The organism is Haloplanus sp. GCM10025708 (assembly GCF_042663985.1).
Taxonomy (GTDB): Archaea; Halobacteriota; Halobacteria; order Halobacteriales; family Haloferacaceae; genus Salinirarus; species Salinirarus marinus.
The window spans coordinates 592,910-609,203 of the sequence record NZ_JBHSZA010000011.1 but is presented as its reverse complement, the minus strand read 5'-3'; the positions used below and the strand labels follow the sequence as shown (position 1 = coordinate 609,203).

Annotated in this window: 17 protein-coding genes and 3 pseudogenes; 11 read left to right on the top strand and 9 right to left on the bottom strand. The window is 69.6% G+C overall.

All coding sequences use genetic code 11. The features are described from left to right. Positions 1 to 189: 189 nt before the first annotated feature. A pseudogene (locus ACFQJD_RS06375) lies at positions 190 to 452 on the top strand (DUF2249 domain-containing protein). On the opposite strand, the gene ACFQJD_RS06370 reads toward ACFQJD_RS06375, so the two are convergent. The 4 genes and pseudogenes from ACFQJD_RS06370 to ACFQJD_RS06355 form a co-directional block, all read right to left on the bottom strand. Next, positions 449 to 871, bottom strand: coding sequence for a DUF488 family protein (locus ACFQJD_RS06370; RefSeq protein WP_379796952.1), 423 nt, complete (start codon positions 869 to 871; stop codon positions 449 to 451). The pseudogene ACFQJD_RS06375 and the gene ACFQJD_RS06370 overlap by 4 nt on opposite strands. Beyond that, positions 868 to 2,259, bottom strand: a pseudogene (locus ACFQJD_RS06365) (FAD-binding oxidoreductase). Before ACFQJD_RS06365 ends, ACFQJD_RS06370 begins: the two are co-directional and overlap by 4 nt. Positions 2,260 to 2,340: 81 nt before the next feature. Continuing rightward, on the bottom strand, positions 2,341 to 2,730 hold the full coding sequence (locus ACFQJD_RS06360; RefSeq protein WP_379796949.1) for an Hsp20/alpha crystallin family protein: 390 nt from the start codon (positions 2,728 to 2,730) through the stop codon (positions 2,341 to 2,343). 131 nt (positions 2,731 to 2,861) lie between these two features. Further along, complete coding sequence (locus ACFQJD_RS06355; protein ID WP_379796947.1) at positions 2,862 to 4,322, bottom strand: amidase; 1,461 nt, start codon at positions 4,320 to 4,322, stop codon at positions 2,862 to 2,864. A gap of 718 nt (positions 4,323 to 5,040) precedes the next feature. On the opposite strand from ACFQJD_RS06355, the gene ACFQJD_RS06350 reads away from it, so the two are divergent. Beyond that, on the top strand, positions 5,041 to 5,553 hold the full coding sequence (locus ACFQJD_RS06350) for a nicotinamide-nucleotide adenylyltransferase (protein WP_379800423.1): 513 nt from the start codon (positions 5,041 to 5,043) through the stop codon (positions 5,551 to 5,553). Positions 5,554 to 5,758: 205 nt separating this feature from the next. On the opposite strand, the pseudogene ACFQJD_RS06345 reads toward ACFQJD_RS06350, so the two are convergent. Together ACFQJD_RS06345 and ACFQJD_RS06340 are read right to left on the bottom strand one after the other, a co-directional pair. After that, positions 5,759 to 6,454 (bottom strand): annotated as a pseudogene (locus tag ACFQJD_RS06345) (M20 family metallopeptidase); the annotation flags it as partial. Continuing rightward, positions 6,412 to 6,768 (bottom strand): hypothetical protein, encoded by a 357-nt coding sequence (locus ACFQJD_RS06340; RefSeq protein WP_379800594.1) that lies wholly within the window; start codon positions 6,766 to 6,768, stop codon positions 6,412 to 6,414. The pseudogene ACFQJD_RS06345 and the gene ACFQJD_RS06340, both read right to left, overlap by 43 nt. Before the next feature lie 117 nt (positions 6,769 to 6,885). Between ACFQJD_RS06340 and ACFQJD_RS06335 the strand changes: the two genes are divergently transcribed. Both ACFQJD_RS06335 and ACFQJD_RS06330 read left to right on the top strand, forming a co-directional pair. Beyond that, positions 6,886 to 7,518, top strand: a complete 633-nt coding sequence (locus tag ACFQJD_RS06335) for a dienelactone hydrolase family protein (RefSeq protein WP_379796945.1) — start codon at positions 6,886 to 6,888, stop codon at positions 7,516 to 7,518. A gap of 37 nt (positions 7,519 to 7,555) precedes the next feature. Then, positions 7,556 to 8,467, top strand: coding sequence for a hypothetical protein (locus ACFQJD_RS06330; protein WP_379796943.1), 912 nt, complete (start codon positions 7,556 to 7,558; stop codon positions 8,465 to 8,467). Between the two features lie 9 nt (positions 8,468 to 8,476). On the opposite strand, the gene moaC is transcribed toward ACFQJD_RS06330, so the two are convergent. Both moaC and ACFQJD_RS06320 read right to left on the bottom strand, forming a co-directional pair. After that, positions 8,477 to 9,001 carry a cyclic pyranopterin monophosphate synthase MoaC gene (gene moaC / locus ACFQJD_RS06325; RefSeq protein WP_379796941.1) on the bottom strand — a complete coding sequence of 175 codons (525 nt, stop codon included), beginning with the start codon at positions 8,999 to 9,001 and terminating at the stop codon, positions 8,477 to 8,479. Then, positions 8,994 to 10,445, bottom strand: coding sequence for an NAD(P)H-hydrate dehydratase (locus ACFQJD_RS06320; protein ID WP_379796939.1), 1,452 nt, complete (start codon positions 10,443 to 10,445; stop codon positions 8,994 to 8,996). Before ACFQJD_RS06320 ends, moaC begins: the two co-directional genes overlap by 8 nt. A 110-nt stretch (positions 10,446 to 10,555) precedes the next feature. Here ACFQJD_RS06320 and nthB point away from each other — a divergent pair, with 110 nt between their 5' ends. The 5 genes from nthB to ACFQJD_RS06295 all read left to right on the top strand — a co-directional run bounded on the left by nthB (position 10,556) and on the right by ACFQJD_RS06295 (position 14,162). Further along, complete coding sequence (gene nthB, locus ACFQJD_RS06315) at positions 10,556 to 11,239, top strand: nitrile hydratase subunit beta (protein WP_379796937.1); 684 nt, start codon at positions 10,556 to 10,558, stop codon at positions 11,237 to 11,239. Further along, positions 11,232 to 11,855: a nitrile hydratase subunit alpha gene (nthA, locus tag ACFQJD_RS06310; protein WP_379796935.1), complete on the top strand. Its 624-nt coding sequence runs from the start codon at positions 11,232 to 11,234 to the stop codon at positions 11,853 to 11,855. Before nthB ends, nthA begins: the two co-directional genes overlap by 8 nt. After that, positions 11,852 to 12,292 (top strand): nitrile hydratase accessory protein, encoded by a 441-nt coding sequence (locus ACFQJD_RS06305; RefSeq protein ID WP_379796933.1) that lies wholly within the window; start codon positions 11,852 to 11,854, stop codon positions 12,290 to 12,292. The genes nthA and ACFQJD_RS06305 overlap by 4 nt, the downstream gene beginning before the upstream one ends. 22 nt (positions 12,293 to 12,314) lie before the next feature. Then, a complete protein-coding gene (locus tag ACFQJD_RS06300; RefSeq protein WP_379796931.1) occupies positions 12,315 to 13,472 on the top strand; it encodes an MFS transporter in 1,158 nt (385 codons plus the stop codon). A 159-nt stretch (positions 13,473 to 13,631) separates the two neighbouring features. Then, on the top strand, positions 13,632 to 14,162 hold the full coding sequence (locus ACFQJD_RS06295) for an ArsR/SmtB family transcription factor (RefSeq protein ID WP_379796929.1): 531 nt from the start codon (positions 13,632 to 13,634) through the stop codon (positions 14,160 to 14,162). On the opposite strand, the gene ACFQJD_RS06290 is transcribed toward ACFQJD_RS06295, so the two are convergent. Beyond that, complete coding sequence (locus ACFQJD_RS06290) at positions 14,159 to 14,482, bottom strand: hypothetical protein (protein ID WP_379796928.1); 324 nt, start codon at positions 14,480 to 14,482, stop codon at positions 14,159 to 14,161. The genes ACFQJD_RS06295 and ACFQJD_RS06290 overlap by 4 nt on opposite strands. Between ACFQJD_RS06290 and ACFQJD_RS06285 the strand changes: the two genes are divergently transcribed. Both ACFQJD_RS06285 and ACFQJD_RS06280 read left to right on the top strand, forming a co-directional pair. Beyond that, positions 14,459 to 15,775, top strand: a complete 1,317-nt coding sequence (locus tag ACFQJD_RS06285; protein ID WP_379796926.1) for a S8 family serine peptidase — start codon at positions 14,459 to 14,461, stop codon at positions 15,773 to 15,775. The genes ACFQJD_RS06290 and ACFQJD_RS06285 overlap by 24 nt on opposite strands. A gap of 94 nt (positions 15,776 to 15,869) precedes the next feature. Continuing rightward, positions 15,870 to 16,256, top strand: a complete 387-nt coding sequence (locus tag ACFQJD_RS06280) for a hypothetical protein (protein WP_379796924.1) — start codon at positions 15,870 to 15,872, stop codon at positions 16,254 to 16,256. Positions 16,257 to 16,294: the final 38 nt, after the last annotated feature.

Below are 16,294 nucleotides of genomic sequence, written 5' to 3'. Positions count from 1 at the left end.
GAAAGCCGCGGCGTCTCCCACCGCGCCGGTGCGGCCGGCGGAGATGCGATTACACGACCGAATCCGACGAACCGGGATTCGAGCGGCACGAAGCCGACCGACGGGGTGGCCGACGCGACGAACGAGCACTTCCCGGCGGCGAACACGTTCGGGGATGGCTACCTGTTCGCTCCGCCCCTCGGTTCGACTATGGCGTCGACTCCGATCCGCCTCGAAGCGACCGACGCGCCCGCCGACCGACCTACTGAGACGATGGACGTGCGGACGGCACCGCCGCCGGAACCCTCCGGCGGACGCTCGAACGCCTCGCCGAACTCGACGACCGGACGGTGCTGGTACAACTGAACGACCGCGCGCCACAGCATCTCTTCCCCAGACTCGACGACCGGGGCTACCGATACGAGACGGTCGACGCCGACGACGCCGTCGTGACGGCGATCTGGAGGGCTTAGAGCCGCTCCCGGAGTATCGCCCGGTGGCTCCGTTTCTTCTCGCCGCTCTCGCCGACGAGCGCCAGTTCCTCGCCGTCGTCGCGTCGCCGGCGCAGGTCGGCGAGTGCCTCCCGCGCCGCCTCGGAGGCGTCCAGGTAGTCGGCGTAGCGACGGTCGAACGAGACGTTCTCCCACGCGGCGTTGTGCGCGCCCTCCTCGCAGAGGCCCCGCATCTTCAGGTCGTCGCGTTCCGCGGTGAACTCGTCGAGGAGCGACTCCGGCGGGCCGAGTTCCGGCCGGTTCTCGTCGACGACGGCGAGCACGGCCCGCGTCGGCCGACGGACGACGCCGATTCGGGCCGTCCCGTCCGGGAATTCGACCAGACCGTGGTACAGGGCGTCGGCGGACGCCTCCCGGAGCGGCGGCGCGGACTCGGTCATCGCTCCGGGCCGTCGAACACTTTCCCCGGATTGAGGACGCCGTTCGGATCGAGCGCGCGTTTGACGGCGCGCATCGCGTCGACGGCCGCCTCGCCGTGTTCTTTCGCGACGTAGGTCTGTTTCCCGAGGCCGATGCCGTGTTCGCCGGTCGACGTCCCGCCGAGTTCGATGGCCCGGTCGACGATCCGCGCGGACACTTCCTCGCCGAGGGCGACGTGGTCCGGGTCCGTCGGGTCGACGTAGACGGTGTAGTGGAGGTTGCCGTCGCCCGCGTGGCCGAAACAGGGTATCAGCAGGTCGTGTTTCTCGCCGAGTTCCTTCGCGTAGTCGATGATGCCGGGATAGTCGCTGATGGGGACGGTCACGTCGCCCGGCGTCAACGGCTTCATCTCCGGCCTGTAAGGTGCGAGCGCTTCGGCCAGTTCGCGGCGCATCTCCCAGAGGTCGTGCATCCCCGACTCGTCGTCCGCCACCTCGAACCGGCGCACGTCGTGGGCCTCGAAGACGGTCCGACAGAAGTCGATCTCCGCCTCGACGCCGTGGTTGGCGTGGAACTCGACGAACACCATCGGCGTGTCTGGCAGGCCGGCGTCGAGGTGGTCGTTCGCGATTTCCGCGCTCAGGCGGTCGATGAGTTCGATCTTCGCGACGTCGACGCCGGACCGGACGGCGTCGAAGACGGCCTGGGCGGCGTCGTCAGCTCGTCGAACAGGGCCCGTCCGCCTCGGATCTGCTCCGGACGGCCTCTCAGGCGCATCGTCGCCCGCGTGATGACGGCGAGGGTCCCCTCGCTCCCGACGACGAGGTCACGGAGGTTGTAGCCGCTCGACGTCTTGACCGCCTTGCTCCCCGCGGTGACGACCTCGCCCGTCGGGAGGACGGCCTCGACTTCCAGCAGCCAGTCCGAGACCTCGCCGTATCTGACCGTCTTCATCCCGCTGGCGTCGTTGGCGAGCATCCCGCCGATGGTCGAAATCTTTCCGGAGGAGGGGAGCGAGGAGAAAGAGCCCGTGTCTGGCGACGGCCTCGTTCACCTCGGATCCGAGGATGCCCGGCCCGACGTCCACCTGTAAGTCGTCGGGCCGGACGTCGTGGACCGCGTCCATCCGGTTCATGTCGAGGCTGATGCCGCCCGCGACGGGAACGGCGTTGCCTTCGAGACTCGTCCCGGCGGCGTAGGGAGTCACCGGGACGCCGTGGTCGTTCGCCGCCCGCAGCACGGCGGCGACGTCCGCGGTGCTCTCGGGCCAGACCACCACGTCCGGCTCGACGCCGTCCTCGCGAGGCGTCCCCCAGTCGTGGGCGTGATCCGTCCGGTCGGCGCTCGTCGTCGAAATCTGGTCGTCCGCCAGCCCCAGTTCGTCCAGGAAGGCGACGGCGTGGCTCATACGTGTTGTTCGGTAACAACGACCTATAGCTCTTCGGCCGGAACGACGGCGACGGCAAAAATCGAGGCGGAATCCGGCGCGTCACTCGATCTCGACCTGCTCGCCGCCCTCCGAGGGAGTCGCTTTCGGGAGCGTCACCGTCAGCACGCCGTTGTCGTATTCGGCCGTCACCTCGCTTTTGTCCACGGCCTCCGGAAGCCGAATCGACCGGCTCATCGACCGCCGGGTCCGTTCCTGTCGGATGTATCGGCCCTCTTGTTCCTCTTCGTGTTCCTCCTCGTGGTCCGCGTGGATTTCGAGCGTGTCGTCCGTGAGCTGGACGTCGATGTCGTCCTTGTCGAACCCGGGGAGGTCCGCGGTGACGACGAACTCGTCGTCCCGGTCCTCGAGGTCGATGCTCATCGACTCGCCGCTCTCGACGCCGAAGGGCGTCTCCTTCCACCGACTCGACTGGTCGAACTGCTCGGACATCTGATCGAACAGCCGCTCGAGCTCGCGGAACGGGTTCCGTTGTGACGTCATAGATCCGTGCGAAACTACGCCGAACGGCCCATTAAATGTACCTCCAATTTCATTTGCGTGAGACGGAAGGTTCGGCCCGCTCAGACGAGACTCCGGTAGCGGTTGTGCCACGGCCGGACGCGTTCGAACGCGCCGCTCGCTGTGAGCACGTCGTCGTCGGCGAATCGCCGGCCGATTATCTGCATCCCGACGGGTAACTCGCCGGCGGTGAATCCGGCCGGGATCGACGCCGCCGGATGGCCGGTGTAGTTGACGGGGTGGGTCAGACACCACCCGAGGCAGGGGTCGACCTCTTCGCCGTCGATCTCCGTCGGGCCGAGCGTCGTCCCTTCGTCCGCGTTCGCGATGGGCGGGACCGCGAGCGTCGGCGTCACGAGGAGGTCGTACTCGTCGAAGACGCCCTGCACGGCCTCGTAGACGTCGGTGCGGATGACGTCGTCCCGTTTGTACTCGACGGCGTCCAGCGAACTGCCGAGATCGAGGAGGTCCGCGAACTCGGGCGTCAGTTCGTCGCGGCGGGAGAGCAGGTCGACGACGCCGCCCGCCTCGAAGTTGGCGGCCATCTCCGCGTAGAGGACGCCGATCTGTCGCATCCACACGTCCGTCAGCGTCGCGTGGGAGTGGCCCAGGTCGAGGTCGATCTCGTCGACGCTCGCGCCCGCCGTCTCGAAGGCGGAAACGGCGTCGTCGACGACGGCCCGCACGCGTTCGTCGACGGGGAAGTCGCCGAAAGTCGGGCTGTACGCCACGTCGAAGCCGGTGACGCCGCGTCGACTCGCGGCGACGTAGCTATCCGTGTCGCCCTCGGGGAGGCTGAAGGGGTCTTCCGGATCCGGGCCGGCGACGACGTCCAGCATCAGGGCGGCGTCCTCGACGGTCCGGGCGTGCGGGCCGTGGTGGGTGTATGGCGTGTGGTTGGCGAAGGCGTCCGGGCGCGCCTTCAGCGGGACGCGTCCGAACGAGGGCTTGATGCCGTACACCCCCGAAAACGCCGACGGGATGCGGATCGATCCGCCGCCGTCCGCCCCCTGTGCGAGGGGAGCGAGTCCGTAGCCGACCGCGGCCGCCGCCCCGCCCGAGGACCCGCCGGCGTTGCGGTCGAAGTCGAACGGCGTGCTGGTCGGCCCGAACAGTTCGTTGTCGGTCAGGCCCTTGTGGCCGAACTCGGGGACGTTCGTCGTCCCGAGGATGATGGCCCCCGCGTCCTCCAGTCGCTCGGTCACGATCGCCGAGTACGGCGGCTGGAAGTCGCGGAGGGGAGCCGACCCGAACGTGTTCGTCAGGTCCTCCTTGAAGCCGAAGAGATCTTTCAGCGCCACCGGGACGCCGTGTAGCGCGCCGAGTCGCTCGCCGGCCTCGACGGCGCGTTCCGCCTCCTTCGCCTCCTCGCGCGCCTCGTCGAGTCGGGTCGCCGTGAAGGCGTTCACGTCGTCGTGATTCCGGATTCGCTGGGCGTACGTGTCGACGACCTCCACGGGCGAGAGGTCGCCGCGTCGGATGCGCGTCGCCAACTCCGCCGCCGGTGTGAGTGGATCTACCATGGCAGCCGTACGTGTTGTTTTCCCAATATATTAACTGTATCGCGGCGGCGCGAGAGACGACCGTGCACTTTTGCCGACGGCGTGAGTCGTCGTGGACATGACCGCAGACGACGTGCCGCCGGACGGGGACGACGATCCACCGGTCGAGGACGCCGACGGGGACGACGACACAGGGGAGGGCGTATCGACACACGATCGCCCGGACAGCGACCGGACGGCGATCGAGTCCGTCGACGCGGACGCCCTCACAGAGGGCTATCGGCTGCTCGACGAGAACCACCGTCTCCGCACGACGCTCCTCTACGCGACGGTGCTGGTCTCGGTGCTGTACGTCGCCCTCGTCGCCTCGACGCTCGTTTCGGCGCTCGGGCGCCTCTCGCTCGCCCGCGGCCTCTATCTCCTCGTCGCTGCGTCCCCTTCCTCGCGTTCGGGGTGCTGGTGCGTCGCCTCGGCGACGCTCTCGCGTCGCTGTCCGACCGGCGAGCGACGGTCGCCGACCGCCTGTTCCCGCCCGACGCGACGCCCGCCGTGGCCGACGAGACGCTCTCGGTGGACGAACTCGCCGGCGTCTACTTCCTCGCCTTCCTCGTCTGTGCCGGTGTCGGCGTCCTCGGAGTCGCTGCCGGGATGCTGGGGTGACCCCCGACCTGTTCGGATAATCCGGGGTCGTCACGACACCCGCCCGAGGAACTTTGTCACGCCGTCCGTACGCGGGCACATGCGCGGATTGTTCGTGGGCCGGTTCCAGCCGTTCCATCTCGGCCACTACCGGTTCGTCGAGTCGATCGTCACGGAGGTCGAGGAGGTGCTGATCGGCATCGGCAGCGCCCAGGCCTCACACACCGTCGAGAATCCCTTCACGGCGGGCGAGCGGATCAGCATGGTCCACGACGCCGTCGCCGACGTCCCGGCGACGACGATGGCCGTCCCCATCGAGGACATCGACCGCTACGCGGTCTGGGTCGCCCACGTCGCCGCCATCTGTCCGCCGTTCGAGGTGGTCTACTCCAACAACCCGCTCGTGGAGCACCTCTTCGAACGCGAGGGCTACGAAGTGCGGGGCGTGGAGCTGTTCGACCGAGAGCGGTATCGCGGAACCGAGATCCGCCGCCGGATGCTCGACGGCGAGGACTGGCGACGGCTCGTCCCCGACGCCGTCCCGCCCGTCGTCGACGAAGTCGACGGCGTCGAGCGACTGCGTCGCGCCGCGGAACACGGGAGCGACGAGTAGCGCGCCGCCGCGGCGTCGACGACCGCCGCTCTCTCCTCCCGTCGTCAGTTCGTGCAGAGGTCGTCGATGGTCCGGCACAGGATCTCGACGCCGTCGACCAGGAGGTCGGTCCGGGCCCACTCGTCGACCGTGTGCGACTGGGGCTCGTTCCCGGACCCCAGATGATGGCCGGGATGTTCGCGTCGTTGACGAAGTTTCGCTGATCGGTCGAGGCGACTTTGCCGTGTGGTGCCGTATCGACGCCGGCGACGTCCGCGGAGTGCTCTCGAACCACTTCCGCGATCTCGTCGTCGACGTCGATCTCGGCGGCCTCGTACGTTCGCGTCCGTTCGACGGAGACGTCGAATCCGTCCGCTCGAAGCGGATCGCAGAGCGCGTCGATCTCGTCGTCGATGTCGGCGACGTCCTCGTCGGGGAGGAACCGCCGGTCGAGGGTGAGCGTCGCGGAGTCGGGGATGACGTTCTCTTTCGTGCCCGCTTCGAGCATCGTCGGCGAACACAGGGACGTCCCGACGAGCGGGTGTTCCCGTTCCGAGATCCGTTCGCGGTAGCTCTGTAGGTGCTCGCTGAACGCGAAAAGCGCGTCCAGCACGTTCGCACCGAGGTGTGGTTGGCTGGCGTGGCTGGACGTTCCGCGGACCTCGATTTCGTACCAGGCGAGGCCCTTCCCCACCGTGTCGACCATCAGTTCGGTCGGTTCGAGGACGATCCCCCAGTCGCCGTCGATCTCTTCGAGGAGGGTTTTGGTCCCCGGTTCGGCTGTCTCTTCGCCGATGGCGCAGGTGAGAATCACGCGTCCGTCGACGCCGGCCTCGTGTGCCGCTCGGAGCGCGAGCATGCCCGCGGCGACGCCACCCTTCATGTCGCTCGCGCCGCGACCGTAAACCCGGTCGCCTTCGATCGTCCCGCCGAACGGGTCGTGGGTCCACTGTTCGGCGTCGCCCGGGGGACTACGTCGAGGTGCCCGTTGAGGACGAGCGTCCCCGCTTCCGGGTCGCCGTCGCCGACTTCGGCGACGACTTGCGGTCTGTCCTCGTACGGACGCGGCACGAGCTGTGCGTCGATCCCCCACTCGTCGAGGCGGCCGGCGACGAACTTCGCGACCGCTGCTTCCCGCCCCGGTGGGTTCTGCGAATCGAAGGAAACGAGGTCGGAGAGCAACTCGGCGGCTTCTTCCTGTGTGACGTCGCTCCGGACGTTCGTCGGTGTACTCATAGGTGAAGGGAGTAGTGCGGTCACATAAAACGTGCGACTGCTTACACGGCTCCGTCGCGCCACGAGGCGACCCGGTTAGCCGCGGACGTTTTCCCGAGACCACCCGATATGCGGCGTATGGCCGACCCCCTGGTCACCATTCCGACCGACGACGTCGAACTCGAGGGCGAACTCGTAGTGCCACAGGATGCAGAGGGCCTGGTCGTCTTCGCGCACGGAAGCGGGAGCAGTCGCAAGAGTCCGCGGAACAACTACGTCGCCGAGACGCTCCGCGAACGGAGGCTGGGGACGCTGCTGTTCGACCTCTTGACGGAAGAGGAAGACCAGATACGGGAGAACCGCTTCGACATTCCGCTGTTGACCGACCGGCTGGTCGCGGCGACCGAGTGGGTCCGAGAGCGGGAGGACGCGGGCGACCTGAACCTCGGCTACTTCGGTGCGAGCACGGGCGCGGCGGCCGCCCTCCGCGCCGCGGCCCGACTCGACGGCGACGTCGACGCCGTCGTCTCCCGCGGTGGCCGCGTCGACATGGCGTCCGAGGTGCTCCCGTCGGTGACCGCCCCCTCCCTGTTCATCGTCGGCGGCGCGGACACGCAGGTGCTCGAACTCAACCGCGAGGCGTTCGCAAAACTCCAGTGCGAGAAGGACCTATCCGTCGTCGAGGGCGCGGGTCACCTCTTCGAGGGGCCGGGCGAACTGGAGGAGGTGGCCGAACTCGCGGCCGGCTGGTTCGAGGAGCATCTGGCGTGACCGGGATGCTGGCGCTGTCCGCCACGACGGAGGGACGATGACTGCCGACGTCTGGTCCGACGTCCGGGAGCGGTGTGAGCGACGGCCGACGCTCGTGACGCCGGCGACGGACCGCCAGTTCACCGTCCGAGACGCCCGCGAGAACCGCGTCGACGTGCGCTTTGCCGACGGCTCCGAACGCGCCCTCTGGCGCGAGCAGTTCGAACTGCTCGCGGAGCGGATCCGGACCGACTCGGCGGGCGTCTCGCTCTCGGACCTGCCGCCGGGCGTCGAACCGTACGTCGCCGTTCTCAGCCTGTTGCCGGCCTACGCGGTCGACGACGACGCGTTGCGGGCCGTCGAAGAGCCGTCACCGGGGAGCCCGTTCACGGTCGAGCGCGAGGAGCGGACCGGGTTCGACCGCCTGCGGGCGGACACGCTCCTCCTCCGGCAGCTCCTCGAACGACGCGACGTCGACGTCGACCGCCTCGACGACCTCTCGACGGACGCCCTCGTCGATCTGTACGTCCTCCTCTCCGACGTCCACCGCGAGGCCGACGACCTGCGCCGAACGACGGGCGACGAACTCCTCGATCGGACGGACGGCGACAGCCTCCGCGGCCGGTTCGGGACGGTGGCGCGGACCGAACGCGAGCGTCGCCACCTGAAAGACGAGGAAGACGTGCTGTCCGCCCTGGACGAGGAAGGCATCCCGCACGAGTGGGTCCTCGGCATCGACCGGGAGAAACTCGACGTGGTGCTGGCGGTGACCGACCTCGATTCGGACGCCGTCTACGACGTAGAGACGCAGGTGTACGCCCAGAAGACGAGCGTCTCGGAGGAAGCCAAAGAGCGGCGACTCGGCGGCCTGCGCGACCGACTCGCCGCGACCGACGAGGCAGCGGCCGAAGAGATCCGCGACGAACTCGACGAACTCGAACGCCGCATCGACGAGCTGCTGGCCGATTAGCGTCTCCGGCTACCGCTCTCGCTTCATCTTCTCGACGACCCGGACGTCCTCGATACCGGTGTCGGGGTACTGTCCGGCGTCGTCTTTCTCCGCGGCTTTCACCATGTCCCAGACGACGTTGAGGCCGGTCGTGACGCCCTCCAGTGCCTCCATCTCACAGCCGGTCTTGCCCGTCGTCTCAACGGCGACGGTGAGGACCACCCGGTCGTCGCGAACGTCGAACTCGGTCTCGACGTTGGTGATCGGGATCTGGTGACACATCGGGACGGTCTCCCAGGTGTGTTTGACCGCCTGTACGGCCCCGATTCGGGCCGTCGCCAGCACGTCGCCCTTCCCGATCTCGTCGGCGCGGATGGCCTCGACGGTCGACGCCTGCAGGCGGATTTCGCCGCGGGCGACCGCCCGACGCGACGTGTCCGGTTTCTCGCCCACGTCGACCATCTGGACGTTACCTGACTCGTCGGTGTGAGTCAGTTCGTCGCGGGCGTCCTCGCTCGCCGTGGAATCCTCGCCCGTCGTCGCGTCGTCACTCATCGACGTCACCTCGCAGGGCGTGAGGGAGCCGATCGAGGAGATCGGAGGCGAGGAGGCCGTAGCCGCTCTCCTCGGCGATCAGGTCGCCCGCGCGGCCGGCGGCGTACGCGCCGACAGCGGCGGCGTCCAGAAGCGGGAGGTGGGGGTCGCGAGTCGCCGCGAGCGCGCCGACCGCGCCCGCGAGGACGTCGCCGGTGCCGCCGACGGTCATGCCCGGATTCCCGGTCCGGTTCGCGCGCGTCGTCTCGCCGTCCGAGATCACGTCGTACGCGCCCTTCACCAGCAGTACGTGCCCGAGTTCGGCCGCGAAGTCGGCGACGAGGGCCGCCCGTTCCTCCCAGTCGTCGGCGACGGGGCCGCCCATCGCTCGCAGTTCGCCCTGATGGGGCGTGCATATCAGGTCGGCGTCGGTCGCCACCTCGGGAACGACCTGCAGGGCGTCGGCGTCGACGACGACCCGCCCCTCGTACTCGTCGAGGAAGTCGGCGGCGGCGTCGAGGGTGGCGTCGCAGTCGCCGAGTCCGGGTCCGAAGACGACGGCGTCGTGGTCGGCCGCGAGGTCGCGGACGCGGTCGAGATGCGCCGGCGTGAGGCGGTCGCCCTCGAACGGGCGGAGGACGAGGCCCTCCTCGAAGGCCTGCACTTCGCGCGCGACGGAGTCGGGGCAGGCGACGCGAACGAGGTCGGCACCCGCCCGCATCGCCGCCTGGCCCGCGAGGGCGGGCGCACCGGTGTAGGGACCGCCGCCGACGACCAGCACCTCGCCGTGGTCGCCCTTGTGAGACGCGGGTCGGCGCGAGAGGCGTCGCAGGTCGCCGGGGCCGACGAACGTCTCGGCGGCGGCGGGGATGCCGATGTCGGCGACGGTGACCGCCGCGTCGAGGGCCGCGAGTCCGGGCTTCTCGTCGTGGAAGGTGACCACTCGGTCCGCCTCGACTGCGACCCCCGCCGCCTCGCCCGTGTCGGCGTCGACGCCGGAGGGGACGTCGACCGAGATGACCGTCGCTTCGCAGTCGTTGACGCGGTCCGCCACCGCCGCCTCGGGGTCGCGGAGCGCGCCCGTCACGCCCGTCCCCAACAGCGCGTCGACGACGACGTCCGGGTCGCCGAGCGCGAACGACCGCGAGTCGCGCACGACGCGGGCGTCGTACTCGGCCGTCCGGAGGGCGTCCCAGTTCTCTCGGGCGATATCCGTCGAGATGCTCTCGGGCCGGCCGACGAGGTGGACGACTACCTCGTAGTCGCCGAGAAAGCGCGCCGCGACGAACGCGTCGCCGCCGTTGTTGCCGCGGCCACAGACCAGCGACACGGCGTCACCGGGAGCGGTCACCTCGCGGACGGCGGCGGCGACGGCGTTCCCGCTCGACTCCATGAGCTGTTTCCGCGGGACGCCGAGGGCGGCCGCGTTCTCGTCGACCGCGGCCATGCGTGCTGCCGTAATCATGGTCGGGGGTTCGCACGCCCGTCCGTTAATCTCTCGGGTCCGGTGCAGCCACCGACGCACCACGTTACCGGGGCGCAAACTTTTCGTCTCCGGGGACGATGGTCGAGAGCATGGACGGCATCCACGACCTGGGCGGCATGGACGGCTTCGGCGACCTGCCCCCGGACGAACCGGACGACGCGTCGCCGTTCCACGAGGGATGGGAGGGCCGCGTGCAGGCGGCGTACATCGCCGGCCTCGGCAACGACGTGTTCAACTTGGACCAGTTCCGCCACCGCCTCGAACGACACGACCCGACCTACTATCTGGGGACGCCCTACTACGAGCGATGGCTGACCGCCGTCTCGCAGCTGTTCGTCGAAGCGGGCGTCGTCGACGAGGCGGAGCTGAAAGAACGCACCGCTGCGTTCGAGGCGGGCGAGGCGGAGCTGCCCGACGACGGGGGACCGTCGCTGTCCGAACTCGTTCCGGGCGTCGCCGATCACTACTGGTCCGCGCGACCCGACCGGGCCAAAGAGCCCGCGTTCGAGGTCGGCGACCGGGTTCGCGTTCTGAAAGAGCACCCGTCGGGCCACACCCGGTGTCCGCGGTACGTCCGCGGGGCCGCGGGCGAAGTCGTCGCCCACCACGGGACGCACGTCTACCCCGACGCGCACGCCCACGGCAAGGACGCGGTCGAACCGCTGTACAACGTCAAATTCGACGCCGCCGACCTCTGGGGCGCGGACCACACCGACGCCGACGCGGTTCGCATCGAACTCTGGGAACGATACATCGAGGCCGAAGATGAGTGACCACCACCACACGACCGACGCATCGACCGCCGACCGCCTCCGCGACCACGACCCGGAAGCCCGCGCTCGCGCCCTCCAGTCGCTGTTGATCGAGAAGGGGCTGTTGAGCGCCGAGGCCGTCGATGACGTCATCGCCACCTACGAGGACGACATCGGCCCCCTGACCGGCGCGAAGGCGGTGGCGAGGGCGTGGACCGATCCCGACTACCGGGAGCGGCTGACGTCCGACGGTATCGAGGCCGTCGCGGAGGTGAACGCCGACGTCAACGACGAGGTGATGGAACTGCGCGTCGTCGAGAACACGCCCGACACGCACAACCTCGTCGTCTGCACGCTCTGTTCGTGTTACCCGTGGGCGGTGCTCGGACTCCCGCCGACGTGGTACAAGACGCCTGCCTACCGCTCCCGCGCCGTCGACAAACCGCGCGCGCTGCTGGCCGAGGAGTTCGACACGCATCTCGACGACGACGTCGAGATACAGGTGTGGGACAGCAACTCGGAGATCCGGTATATGGTGCTGCCGCAGCGACCGCCCGGCACGGCGGATCTGAGCGAGGGCGAACTCGCGGAACTCGTCACCCGGAACTCGATGATCGGCGCGGAGCGGCTCGTATGAACGGCTCGCTCCCGTCCGGTGTCGGCGAGGACGCCCCGACGTTCGACGCGCCGTGGCAGGCCCGCGCGTTCGCCCTCGCCGTCGCCCTCACCGACGAGGACGACCTGCCGTGGGACGAGTTTCAGACCCGGCTCGTCGAGGAGGTCGACGCCGACCTGGAGGCGGGCGGCGACGCCGACGACGTCTACTATCGGCAGTGGCTGGCGGCCCTGGAGCGACTCCTCGTCGAACGCGACCTGCTCGACGCCGGCGAACTCACCGACCGCGTCGGCCAGTTCGAAGCGGGCGACCGCTCCGCACACGAGTTCGTCGACGGCGACCCGCACGCCCACACCGAGAGCCTCCCCGAGGGCCACGCGGAGGAGTGGCCACTCGCACGGTCACGACCACCGACACTGACTGTCGCCGCCGGACGCCACGAGTCGCAACGTTTGTGACGCGTATCGCCGAATCGTGGGTGTGACGCGACGCCTCTTCGGGACGCTCTGTGGCTTCGTCTTCCTCGTCAACTTCGGACGGGTCGCGTTCGCACCCCTGCTGGAGACGTTTCGGACGGCGTTCGACGTCGGCCCGGCGGCGGTGGGCGTCGTCGCATCGCTGGTGTGGATCGGGACGGCGCTCCCGCGAATCCCCGTGGGCTATCTCCTCACTCGGGTGTCGCGCCGATGGATCGTCGTCGCGACCGGGACGTTGCTCGTCGTCGCGGCGGCGACGACGGCGACGGCGACGTCTCTGGCGACGCTCCGCCTCGGCGCGTTCGCCGTGGGCGTCGCCTCCGGCGTCTACTACGCGGCCGCCATCCCCCTCGTCGGCAACCTCTTTCCCGACCGCGTGGGGCGGGCGGTCGGCCTCCACGGCACCGCGGCCCAGCTGGCCGCCGTCGTCGCGCCGACGGTGGCCGTCGCCGTCGTCGCGTTCGCGTCCTGGCGCGAGGTGTTCTGGCTGCTCGCGGCGACCGGCGTCGTCGTCACCCTCCTGTTCGTCGCCTTCGGCGACGGCGGCGACGGCGCTAACGCCGAACCCGATCGGGACTTCCTCGCCGCCGTCTCCCACTGGCGCGTCATCCTCGCCGGCGTCGCCATGGTCGGCGTGGCGGGGTTCGTCTGGCAGGGCGTCTTCAACTTCTACGTGACCTACCTCGTCGCCGCGAAGGGCGTGAGCCAGGGACACGCGGGCACCCTCCTGACAGTCGTGTTCGCGGCCGGAACGCCGGCGTTCTGGTTCGGTGGGCGTCTCGCCGACCGTCTGCCACACGTCCCGTACGTCATCGGCATCGTCTCGGCCTTCGCCGCGAGCGTGTTCGCGCTGACAGCCGTCGGCGACGGCCCGCTTCTCGTCCTCGTGAGCGTCGCGCTCGGTATTTCCATCCACGCGCTCTTCCCGACCCTCGACACGTACATGCTGGAGACGGTCCCCGACAACCGCGCCAGCGCCTACGCCGTCTACGGCGGCGTGGCGCTGCTGTTCGAGGCGACGGGGAGCAGCGTCGTCGGCTTCCTCACCGAAGCGGGCCGCTCGTTCGACGCGGTCTTCCGGGGGTTCGCGACCGGCCTCGTCCTGTTCGTGATCGTCCTCGTCGTCCTCTACCGTTCAGACAGGATACCGACAGGTAACTAACTGTTGCAGGCGGGCGATACGGTCGAGACGTATCAGCTCCCGATGTGGTTCCGAAGAACTTAGTACCGAGGACATGAACGGGTTCGCATATGTCAGGGCTGCTACCCTCCCAGTCCGATCACGACGTGGCGACCGAAGAGGGGGCTCCGCGTCCTCTCGTTGACCGACGACGACGCGGCCCATCTCATCCGGTCGCTCTCCTCGGAAACTGCGCGCGCTATCGTAGCCGCCCTCCACGAAGACCCCGCGACGGCGTCGGAACTCTCCGAGTCGGTATCGACGTCGCTTCAGAACATCCGCCACCACCTCGGCCAGCTCGAGGAGGTCGGACTCGTTCGCGTCGCCGACACTCGGTACTCGGTGAAGGGGCGAGAGATGAACGTCTACGCGCCGACAGAGGACTCTCTCGTCGTCTGTGTCGGCTCCGAGACGGACAAGGAACGCTTCTTGGACTCGCTGGAACGGCCGATCGGGGCGTTCGCGCTCCTCGCCGGCGTCGCTTTCCTCGTCCAGCGTGCGTTCGGTGCCGGCGTCGTCGACCTCGGCGGCCCCGGGACCGCCCCGCGCGTCGGCGACAGCGTCGGCGGGGCCGCCGGACCGATTCTCGGCCTCCTCCCACCGGGGCTCGCCTTTTTCGTAGGCGGCGCGCTCGCGCTCGCGCTCGTCGCGGCGTGGCACCACCGGAGCTAACCCCGACGGATGCCCCGAATCGACGCGACGGCGTGTGTCGTCCTGTTGGTGGTCCTCGCCGGCGTCGTCCCGGCGTTCGGCGGCGCGAACGCCGGACAGGCCCGCGATCCGGCCCTCGCCGCCGACGACCACCTGTCCGAGAAGGTCGAACGCGCCGTCGACCGGACCCCGGGGCCGGAAGCGTCGGTGCGGGCGTCCGTGCCATCCGCGCGGATCACGTCAGCGACCGTGGCACGACCGGCGAGGGCGTCCGCGTGGGCGTCATCGGAAGCGGCTTCGACGCCGCGAACCGCGTCGTGGGACCCCACGTCGCCGCTCACCGGCGCTTCTCCGACGACACCTTCGGCCCGCGAGCGACGGCCCACGACACCGCCGTCGCGGCAGTCGTCTCCGAGACGGCGTCGTCGTCCGACCTCTATCTCGCGTCCGTCGGACGGACTCCGACGGCCGCCGAGTACGCCGACGCCGTCTCGTGGCTGGTCGAACGCGACGTGAGCGTCGTCGTCGACTCGGGAAGCTACTTCCCAACCGTCGGCGGGCGGAGTGCGCGCATTACGAACGCGGCCGAACGCGCCGTCGAGACTGGCGTCGTCTTCGTCACGTCGGCCGGCAACTACGCCCGTCGCCACTGGTCGGGGCAGGGCGTCTCCGACGGGTGGGTCGCCTTCGACGACGGCGTGGAGGCGAACGCCATCGCGAACGGATCGCCGACGCGCGGACGGGTGTCGCTCCGGCTACGGTGGGCCTCCGGGGCGGATTACGATCTCTATCTCTACCGGCGGGGCCGCTTCGGCGGCGACAGCGTCGTCGCCGCGTCGACGGCCCGCGAAACCGGCCCGGGACGGACCGTCGAGGCCATCGACGTCGCCGTCCCTCGCGGGCGGTACTACGTCGCCGTCCACGCCCACCGCGGCGTCGACGCTCCCCGCCCCGTCCAGTTGTTCGCGGCGTATCACTCGCTCGAATACACGACGGCGCGGGGGAGCATGGTCGCTCCGGCGACGAGCGACCGGACCATCGCTGTCGGCGCGGCCGGCGAGGAGGGGCCCCGACCGTACAGTTCGCGCGACGCCACCGGCCACGTCGACGTCACCGCGCCGAGTCGGGCGTGGACCGACGCTGCCCCCGCGCTGGCCGGCACCTCCGCCGCCGCCCCGTACGTCGCCGGAACGGCGGCGCTGATGCAGTCGCGGAATCGGAACCTCTCGCCGTCGGAGGTCGAGACCATCCTCGAACGGACGGCCGGGAACGACACCGACATCGACGCCCTCGCCGCCGTCGACGCGGCGTCGACGGTCGGAACCCGCGCGACGCCCGACCGCACCCCGCCGGCCGACCGTACCCTCTCGACCGACGACGTCCGAACGTACGGCGGGGCCGGGTCGACGGCCGTCGACGGGACGGCGTCGCCGACGTCCGCCGAGAGCGCCGCCGGCGTCAACGAGACGCGACCGGAGGGCCGGGACGACGAGCGCCGGGCTTCCGGCCGACGTGACACCCGGGACGAGCGCGACAGCGAGAAGCGACCGGCCGACGACGAGCAGAGACAACCGGACGACGACAGGAGACAGCCGGACAACAAGAGACAACCGGACGACGACAGGAGGAACTGATCGGACGACGCCGGTCGCGATCGGACTTCCGAGACGGCCGACGACGCCGCCGGATCGACAGCTACACCCCGTCCGGAGACGAACGGGGGACTGTATGAGCCGCGGGCGAACCGTCGACGAGTCGCGCATCGGCGAGTACTGGGACTGGGTGACCGTCGCCCTCTTTCTCCTCGTCACCGTCGACTTGCTCACGTCGCTCGCGGCCGCCGAAGTGGTCGGACGGTCGGCGGAAGGCAATCCGCTCATGCGGTGGCTCCTCGGCCGGTCGCTCGGCGTCGTCGTCGCCGTCCACCTCGGCGTCGTCGTCCTCGTCAGCGTCACCTTCCACGTCCTCATGGGCCGTCTCCGTCGGACCTCCGCCCCGCAGTCGCGGTACTTCGCCCTCCTCCTCGAACTCTGGCTGGGGTCGCTGGTGGCGGTCGGACTCGCCGTCTTCGCGAACAACCTCGCAGTGATCGTCCTCGGGCGCAGTCTCCTCTGAGTCGACCGAGCCGGGCTTTTTATTCGAAGCCGACGCCA